This is a genomic window from Flectobacillus sp., assembly GCF_049240685.1.
Lineage (GTDB): Bacteria > Bacteroidota > Bacteroidia > Cytophagales > Spirosomataceae > Flectobacillus.
On record NZ_JBMLSD010000385.1, the window covers coordinates 1 to 8,707 of the forward strand.

Genomic DNA, 8,707 nt, shown 5'->3' on the forward strand with positions numbered 1-8,707 from the left:
GATTATAGTAGATATTTGTGATAATAGATACGCTTGATAGCTTCATAAGAAGCTCGAGTCGTATCTATTATTCGAACTAATGGCTGCTAATTTTCTTAGTGCTCTAAAATTCATTTTCAAATCTTCAAATCAAGTCTTCGCGCAGAATTAGATTTGATTTTTCTGATTTAGGCATAAGGCAACAGGCACAAGGCAAAGAGTCTTAAAATGTTATTTTGTAACGATTGATATGTTTTTGCCGAATGCCCAAAGCTGAAAGCTCAAAAATTAAATTTTATTTTACGTACTAACTTAGCTTCATAAGAAGCTCTAGCCGTATCTATTATTAGATGGCTGCTAATTTTCTTAATGTATTATAATTCATTTTCAAATCTTCAAATCAAGTCTTCGCGCAGAATTAGATTTGATTTTTCTGATTTAGGCATAAGGCAACAGGCACAAGGCAAAGAGTCTTAAAATGTTATTTTGTAACGATTGATATGTTTTTGCCGAATGCCCAAAGCTGAAAGCTCAAAAATTAAATTTTATTTTACGTACTAACTTAGCTTCATAAGAAGCTCTAGCCGTATCTATTATTAGATGGCTGCTAATTTTCTTAATGTATTATAATTCATTTTCAAATCTTCAAATTAGCCAACTTTCAAATTATATCCCATATCCCCTCAACTCATTTCTCACTTCCATTCGCCAGCGCTCTTGATCAATTACGTTGATGGAGTGATTGGTTTCGGCATCATATTGTTTCTGAAGTTTATTCATGAGTCGATACATATCAATAAATAGCAATTGAATTTCGCTGTCATAATCCTCTACCGAAGTAATTTGTCGTGCCTTTTCTTTGAATTTCTCAATGATGGTTTTTGTAATATCAAAGTGCAACTGTTCATGGTCGAGTGCCGACTCGCTATTGCCTGCACGGGCATTCCATGAAGATGACTTGAGGACGTAGGCCTTAAATTGTAAATTGGCAGTAAGAACTCCTTTGCTAAATTTTACATCTCCAATATATTCAAAGTTTGAAAAAACCTGAGCTGAATATGTGGTGAAAATAGGAGGTTTTCCTTGAAAATCACTCCATCGTAAAGGTCTTGAAGGACTCCAAAATAGCGTATCGCCTTTGTCGGGGTTTTCGATGCGATAATCTGGGAGAATATTTATGACAAGAGACCTTGCAAGGATTGGATTTTTATCATAATTCAAAGACATCCATTGGTTCAGATGCTCGGCGCCTCTTCTGAATAATCTCTCAATCATTTTTTGATAATTATCGTACTCGCCATAAGAGCGTTTGAAAATCGTTTTACTTTTGAAGCTAGTAAGTACAACATCCGTTCCTGCTCTGGTAAAAGAAAATGCCAGTTCGATACTACACTCGCCATGAATCATATTATCCTTAATTTTCTCCTGTATATCCAAATTTTTAATATGAATCGTAATGGCATAATCAAGCGTGTCTCGACGTACAGGATTTTGGAAAAAACTACGAACATACTTGCTTAACGAAATACTTGGCTTGAGCTGTAATAACGAATTATCAGCCCCGAAGGCATGACCAATTCGTGAAGTGTTGTTTCGAATATCTGATACTTTTTCGATATAAAAGTACTTAGAAATAAGAGGAGGTTCGCTTGTCTGTAAGGGTACAGATTTTACTGGATTTTGCCCCAAATGACAAAATGACGATACAAAGCACATCATGAAAAAGAAGAGGTGTTTCATCGTAAAATCTTTTTTCTTTTAAGTAACGTAAAGCATGAATGGATAATGAAACATCGGTGCATATTGAATATATACTTTTTGATTCTAAGTTTATTCTAGTAATAGATTTTTGGTTAACTAATAACTTGCTGAAGTTATCCTTCAAAATGAGATTTAAGTTATAAGATTAGGCACTAGGCAAAGAGTGTTAAAATGTTTTTTAATAACCTCAGTCATGCTTTTTTCCAAAGCCCACCGCCGAAAGCCGTTACCTCACAGCCCAAAAATTATATTCTATTTTACACACTAACTTATACTTACATTAAGATAAAAAAAAATTAGGAGGAATAGTTCAGATTGGCTATATTCAATAAAAAATATAAACTATTGACTAAGACTATGGGAAATTCACATCATTCACAAGAAGTAGAAAACGATTTATCAACATTTGAACTTATCACGTTATTCGTTGTCTTTTGTGTAATCTTAATTTGGTTGGGCGACACCCTAACTGCAACAGTAGGTATTATTTTGGAAGCACTTGTATTTGCGGTTGCATACAATGCAAAGCATAATCAGATAGATTAAATATTTTGGGATAATCAATAAAACCTGAATTATTTATAGTTGTAACTTTTAGGTTATTTTCCAATTGTTTATTAAAAAAGGCGTTCGAAAAATTCATTTCGAACGCCTTTTTTGATACTACATTTCCAAGTGATATCCCTTTTTTTGCAAAGCATAAAATCTTTACTAGTAAAAACATATTACTCATTCGCTAAATTAGAGATGAGGCTTGTGGATAAACTAATTTTATTTACTCAACAAGCATGTTGTGATAAACGTTTTGGATATCGTCGTCCTCTTCAAGCTTGTCGATAAGTTTCTCAATATCAGCAGCTTGTTCCTCTGTTAGTTTTTTAAAATCAGTTGGGATACGTTCGAAGTCAGCCCCCTGAATCTCGAAATTTTGTTCTTCAAGATATTTTTGGATTGCCCCGAAAGCTGTAAATCCACCGTAGATATTGATTTGGTTAGCCTCAGTATCCAAGAATAATTCTTCAGCTCCAAAATCAATAAGCTCTAATTCCAACTCTTCGATATCGATGTTGCCAGTGTTTGCAATTTTGAAAATACTTTTACGATCAAAAATAAAGTCAAGCATTCCCGAAGTACCCAAACTACCACCACATTTGGTAAAATAACTACGCACGTTAGCTACAGTACGGTTTGTGTTATCGGTGGTACATTCAACCAAAACGGCTACGCCATGCAGTCCATATCCTTCGTAAACAATCTCTTTGTAGTCATCCTGATCTTTTGAAGAAGCACGTTTGATGGCATTTTCGATATTAACTTTTGGCATGTTCACTGTTCTAGCGTTTTGCATGATAGCACGCAAACGCGAGTTTGAGGTTGGGTCTGGTCCACCCGCCTTTACAGCGATTGTAATATCTTTACCAATTTTGGTAAAAGTTTTGGCCATTTGGCCCCATCTTTTAAATTTTCTAGCTTTACGGAATTCAAATGCTCTTCCCATTTTATTTGGTAATTTGAAATTGATAGGAGACCGCGAAACAGAGGATTCTCAGTCTTTTCTTATGTTCAAAAATTTATGTATCAAGAAATTAGATTCACAGATTGCTTAACGCAAATACGCTAATCTAAGGGTTAATTTTTTGCGAATGCAAAGGTACAAAAGTAGTTGGGAATTTCAGAATGGAATAAAATGATTTTAGTAATCTAGTTCAAGTGTTCTATGCTTGGACTTACTTTTTGAACAGTTTTAAACTATCAATAAATAAAAAAGGCAACTTAGCTATGCCTAGTCACCTTATATATTTCAGCGCTTGAAGGTCATAAAAGCTGTCAGCTCAAAGCCGATAGCCATAAGCCCCAATACTACCAACCATCATCAGCTTTTGGTTTCACATTAGCACTCGACTTTTTCACTACTGGAGGTTTTGAAGCAGCCGGAGCACCACCAGCACTTGGTACAGCAGCTGTACCTTTTACGGTAGCATCCAAATCGGCACGGCTAAATACACGGCTTACAATTTTCCAATTGTCACCAAACTTCAACATACTCAATAAATCCACATATTTGAAGTCGCCAAAACGTAACTCTACTGTAGCCACTGCCGACACGCCAATGTAAGAGTAAGAAATCAATTTTGTAGAGCCACCTCTACCTTGAATACCACCAGCAGGAGTAGTTGCAACGAATTTGCGTACCGAAATATCTTGTAATGCTCCTGTATTACTATTGATGCTACGAAGCATTGCAGTAGGGTGGAACGCACGGTTAAGACGAGCCGTGTCACCTTGCATCACTCCATCAAGGTAATTGTTGACACAGGCTTTGATGCCTTCATCTTCCGATTGCGCTTGCACTTTGATTTGAAATCCTACCAGCATTAATAAGCCGAGAAGTAATGATTTAATCTTCATGATGTTGGAAAAATTTGATTATTGAAGCTTTTGGAAAATCTGTAGCGAAAAGAATGCCACGAACGCCAAGGGCTGTAAAGATATGTAATTTTTAAAGTTTTGTACACTATATGCGATTAAACTTTATTATAAACGTTTAGCTAGCCCAAATAGTGTATGACTAAAGTAGAAGCTTTCTGGATTTTTAACCAACAAAATATTGGCTGGTTTGTCTCTTTGTGGCTTTTCTGTTAAATTACTAGTAATCTAGTTTTAATTCTCTTTTTATGATACTTAAAAAAAACACCACTTTTTTACTTCTATTGCTCATCATTGCAACAGCCGTGAGGGCGCAAGACCTACCTATTATCAAAGAAATTCACTTAAGTCCCGACCTTGATAAGACTGGTAAGGCCATTGGTTTACATATTTATTATTCTGTTCAATATAAAACCCAAAAAGCTCATGAGTTAAAACTACTATTCAATTCGCTACAGCCTTATTTGGACAGAACAACCGACGTCGTAACTCAGCTTTCGGTGAAGGATTCTGAAGGGGCGGTCATGTATCGAGCGTATCCCGACACCACTATTAATGATTTAAGTCTGCAAGTTTGGAAAGGGAATCGACCAGTTAGAGGAAATACTGTCAAAATAGACTATCACATACCTGTGGCAGTATCTATTCCCAAACGCCGAGGGCCACATATTGATTTACAAGCTACAGGAGGAGGATTAGCAGGGGCATTTACTAGCTTTTTATTATATCCCGAAATGCTCAACTCCGTTGATTTATCCTTAAAATGGCATTTGCCCAAAGGCTTTATGGCGGTTACGTCAAAAGGTGAAAATGATTGTCAAATCAAAGCTGATTTAAGTGAATTGATGTTTTGTCAGTTTATTGTTGGAAAAATGTTTGCCTATCCAGAAGGACGCCGAAGCAATGGATTTAGTCTGTATGCTTTGGGTAGAAAATCAGATGAAATGAAACAAGCAGCCTCTTGGGTCGAAAAAGTATATGCGCATTTGCGAAACCGACTAAATGGAAAGGCTGAAAACCCTTTTAGAATATTTATTCGAACCTACGAGGGAGGGCCTCTCGCCAGTGGTGTTGCTGTAATGGGGGGATACACACTGTATTTACCTCCCTCCGAAGATGCCACCACCGCCGATATTCACTCCTTGATTGCTCATGAAACGGTACATGCTTTTGTCGGAAGTCTTCATGCACCAGAGGGTGAAGATGATTGGTATAGCGAAGGTATTGCTGATTATTTGTGTATGGTACTTCCGCTGGAGGCAGGCTTGTATACACCAACAGAATTTGGTAAACTTATCAATGAGGAGGCCGCACTCTATTATACCAATGCGATTCGTGAGGTTTCAGAAAAAGATATTCCTGCTGTAAAGTGGTCGGGGCGAAATGCGTGGTCAATAGGCTATTCGAGAGGGGCGCTGTATTTTGCTAACCTCGAAGCCAAATTAAAGCGTATACATAGTCAGGTGACAGTTGTGGCTTTAATCAATCAAATAAGCCAACAAGCTCAGGCGGGTGCGTATGTCACTAAGGAAACTTGGGAAAAGCTCTTAGCCACATCTATTGGACAGTGGGCAGTAGACGATTGGAAGGCAATGCTTAGTGGAAAATTAATCATTCCTGAACCCGATATTTATGAAGGATATACTGTTAGAAAAATCACAACTGGGGTATTTGATTTGGGCTTTGCCAAACCTATGAAAGTGCAAAAAGGAGAAATTATTCAAGGACTAGACCCCAATTCAGCAGCGGCTAAAGCGGGTTTGCAAGAAGGTGACGAAATATTGGCTTCTATCAATATCAATAAAACTTATACAAGCTATTCAAATACGCTTTCGATTCCTGTTTTGAGAAAAGGAAAAAAATATAACATTACTTATCAGCCTAGAAAAGGAAGTTTTGAAGCTTACGAGTTTGTAAAAAAGGAATGAGTAATGGGGGGATTTAGGGCTGTATGAAGGATTTATAACTATTATAGATTTGGGATTTGAGATTTCGGAAGTGTTAAAAATTAAATTTTACTTCCGAAATCTCAAATCCGATAGCCGATATCCGAGATGATTAATTCATCACTCAAAACTACTCATGTCCGCCTTCGACTTCTTCTTGTATGGATTCTCCTTTCATGAAATACCAAGCTTTATCGGGATATAGAATAGACTGAGCAACCTTCACACGCGCCAAAGCATGATTGGCTACGTTTTGAAGAATGATAATGGAAGAATTATCTTTTGGGTTGTGGAGGTAGTAATTTTTGAAACCATGCCACCAACCTGTATGAAAAGTTAGCCAAGAGCCGTCGTCCATCAATTGCAAACGCCAGCCATAACCATAGTTTTTATTAATCAGGTTTTTGAAATGATGTGCAGGCTGAAAGGCTTCTTGTAGGGTACTTTGTTTAACAAGCTTTTCACTATTCAAAGCCATATCCCATTTAAACATATCCTCGACCGTTGAGTAGATACCCTTGTCACCTACAGCGCCGTCTAGGTGGTCGAACGGAATTTGCCAGTAACCACCTCTTCTTGGCGTATGTCCTAGCGCTGCGTTGGCCACTAATGCTGTTTTGGTAGGATCATAAATAAAGGTTTTGGACATTCCCGCAGGCGCAAAAAGATACTTTTGTGCATATTCTCTGAATGACATTTTTGAAAGCTTTTCAACAATATAAGCTAGCAAAACATAATTAGAGTTATTGTAGTTGAATCGAGCATTAGGTAAATAGTTGATGCCAGGTTTGTACTTGGCAAATAGGTTTACAATTTGCTCGTTCGACATAGGTTCCTTTTTGTTCACCACTTTGTCGAGGGCGTAGGCATAATTAGGAATACCAGAACAATGCGTCAGTAAACTGCGTATCGTAATGCTAGGGTCGTAGGGAAAACTTGGGATATATTTGTAAACAGGGTCGTTATAATTGATCAAACCTTTTTCGTGCAATTGCATAATCGCAACCGACGTAAACTGCTTAGATACCGAAGCTAATTGAAATAGCGTCTCGGTGGTGTTTGTATCTTTCGTAGAGAAGTTTTTGTAGCCAAAAGCTCCTTTATAGATAATTTTTCCGTATTGCGATACTAACACAACGCCATTAAATTTGGCTTTCTTTTGGAGGTTTCTGAAAAATGTATCTAGCTTGGCTGCTTTTCGAGAAGCAACAGTCGCATCAAAAAGTTTGGCGATACTGTCGTTTCGTGATGAGGTACTATTGGTGGTTGTATCTCCCCATTGGTTGGGTTGATGTGAACAGGCCACTAGGCCCAAAATGATTAACAAGGTAAAATAAAAAAACTGCTTCGTAATCTGCGTCACAACTCTCTGAATTAAGGATGTTTTATATAATGTTTAGTGGGGAAGAGTTTTCTTGAAAAATGCGATTTTGGGGCGGATAAATCTCATATTTCAAACTTCGTATTTGCTTTTTCAGAAGTTTTACTCAAAACTCTACTGCAATTTACATTACTAAGGACTGTTTTTCAATATTTCTTCAGAAAAAACTAAGTTAAAAAAAGTTATAAAGTAATCGTGCAAAATAAGATTCAGGTTATGTGTTTAGGCACTATGCAACAGGCACAAGGCAAAGAGTGTTGAATTGTTTTTTAGTAACGATAGATATATTTTACCGAATGCCCATAACTGAAAGCTCTAAGCTAAAGAAAAAAGGGTTTTAACCACACTTGTTAAAACCCTTTTCAAAATTACAATTTATTCATAACTCAAGCCATATTGCTTCAATACATCTTCTGGAACGCCGTCCCATTGGTTCGGGCGGTTGCCTTCGTAACCAATATCTTTAATACCCATTTCGCTTGAGAAAAAGCCCGTCGCTGTTAGGTTTCTCATTAAAGAAAAAAACGAAACGCCTTGAGAAAACTCTGGTTTGAACTTCTCTGGATAAGCGATATCATCAACTATCGCAATACGTTGTTGTGGCGTAATGCTCACAAAATCCTTATTGAAACGCTTGAGAGACTGAGAATCCAACCAACGTAAGCCACCTCTCAAAGGCGTCTTGAATTCATTGGGTCTATCTTTAGCAATAAATTCGATAAAAGCTGGTACACCTGCTTGAGAAGCACTTCCCGATTTGTCGTCGGCAGGAATGATTATATCTACCAAAATGGTGATAGTTTTCATTTCATGCTCATTGAAGAACTTCTCAGCCATCAATTTGGCATCACGGATGGCCTCGTCTTTGGTACGACCACCAGGGATTTTGATATCGTCCGATTTGGCAGGTGCTGCTTTTGCGCCTTTTTTAATAGGCTTTTGTTGTTCGAGCAACTCAGCGGCTTTTACTTCTGGACTAAGCACTGCCATTCCCAACGAAGTAAAACCAATATTTTTAAGATAATCTCTTCTTTTCATCTGAATAAAAGGTTTGAATAAGTAAATAACAGTTGGTCTAATTTGTTGTAAATCAATTGTTTGCATTGATTTTAATTGATTGGTGAGATGAAATGCTGATAAATAAAATTTACACTCACAATTCACAACTCATAATTCAGCACTGCTACCCACTCATGTCCTATAGATTTTTCTT

7 protein-coding genes are annotated in these 8,707 nt (G+C 37.2%); 2 read left to right on the forward strand and 5 right to left on the reverse strand.

The window, feature by feature from the left end; all coding sequences use genetic code 11:
- Nucleotides 1-645: 645 nt before the first annotated feature.
- Nucleotides 646-1,719 (reverse strand): DUF922 domain-containing protein, encoded by a 1,074-nt coding sequence (locus ACOVQ4_RS17795; RefSeq protein WP_421821964.1) that lies wholly within the window; start codon nucleotides 1,717-1,719, stop codon nucleotides 646-648.
- 378 nt (nucleotides 1,720-2,097) lie between these two features.
- On the opposite strand from ACOVQ4_RS17795, the gene ACOVQ4_RS17800 reads away from it, so the two are divergent.
- Nucleotides 2,098-2,286 carry a hypothetical protein gene (locus tag ACOVQ4_RS17800; RefSeq protein ID WP_421821965.1) on the forward strand — a complete coding sequence of 63 codons (189 nt, stop codon included), beginning with the start codon at nucleotides 2,098-2,100 and terminating at the stop codon, nucleotides 2,284-2,286.
- Nucleotides 2,287-2,515: 229 nt separating this feature from the next.
- Here the strand turns inward: ACOVQ4_RS17800 and ACOVQ4_RS17805 are convergent, their stop codons facing one another.
- Entirely contained in the window at nucleotides 2,516-3,238 is a 723-nt protein-coding gene (locus ACOVQ4_RS17805; RefSeq protein WP_421821966.1) for a YebC/PmpR family DNA-binding transcriptional regulator, read from the reverse strand.
- Nucleotides 3,239-3,600: 362 nt separating this feature from the next.
- Nucleotides 3,601-4,149: a nuclear transport factor 2 family protein gene (locus tag ACOVQ4_RS17810; RefSeq protein WP_421821967.1), complete on the reverse strand. Its 549-nt coding sequence runs from the start codon at nucleotides 4,147-4,149 to the stop codon at nucleotides 3,601-3,603.
- A 266-nt stretch (nucleotides 4,150-4,415) separates the two neighbouring features.
- On the opposite strand from ACOVQ4_RS17810, the gene ACOVQ4_RS17815 reads away from it, so the two are divergent.
- On the forward strand, nucleotides 4,416-6,095 hold the full coding sequence (locus tag ACOVQ4_RS17815) for a hypothetical protein (RefSeq protein ID WP_421821968.1): 1,680 nt from the start codon (nucleotides 4,416-4,418) through the stop codon (nucleotides 6,093-6,095).
- Nucleotides 6,096-6,243: 148 nt separating this feature from the next.
- Here ACOVQ4_RS17815 and ACOVQ4_RS17820 read toward each other — a convergent pair whose 3' ends face one another.
- A complete protein-coding gene (locus tag ACOVQ4_RS17820; RefSeq protein WP_421821969.1) occupies nucleotides 6,244-7,476 on the reverse strand; it encodes a serine hydrolase domain-containing protein in 1,233 nt (410 codons plus the stop codon).
- 393 nt (nucleotides 7,477-7,869) lie between these two features.
- Complete coding sequence (locus tag ACOVQ4_RS17825; RefSeq protein ID WP_421821970.1) at nucleotides 7,870-8,532, reverse strand: gluconate 2-dehydrogenase subunit 3 family protein; 663 nt, start codon at nucleotides 8,530-8,532, stop codon at nucleotides 7,870-7,872.
- Nucleotides 8,533-8,707 lie beyond the last annotated feature (175 nt).

Coding starts and splice junctions, on each gene's coding strand:
- ACOVQ4_RS17795 (WP_421821964.1), bottom strand. CDS start 1,719: ATGAAACACCTCTTCTTTTTCATGATGTGCTTTGTATCGTCATTTTGT.
- ACOVQ4_RS17805 (WP_421821966.1), bottom strand. CDS start 3,238: ATGGGAAGAGCATTTGAATTCCGTAAAGCTAGAAAATTTAAAAGATGG.
- ACOVQ4_RS17825 (WP_421821970.1), bottom strand. CDS start 8,532: ATGAAAAGAAGAGATTATCTTAAAAATATTGGTTTTACTTCGTTGGGA.
- ACOVQ4_RS17800 (WP_421821965.1), top strand. CDS start 2,098: ATGGGAAATTCACATCATTCACAAGAAGTAGAAAACGATTTATCAACA.
- ACOVQ4_RS17810 (WP_421821967.1), bottom strand. CDS start 4,149: ATGAAGATTAAATCATTACTTCTCGGCTTATTAATGCTGGTAGGATTT.
- ACOVQ4_RS17815 (WP_421821968.1), top strand. CDS start 4,416: ATGATACTTAAAAAAAACACCACTTTTTTACTTCTATTGCTCATCATT.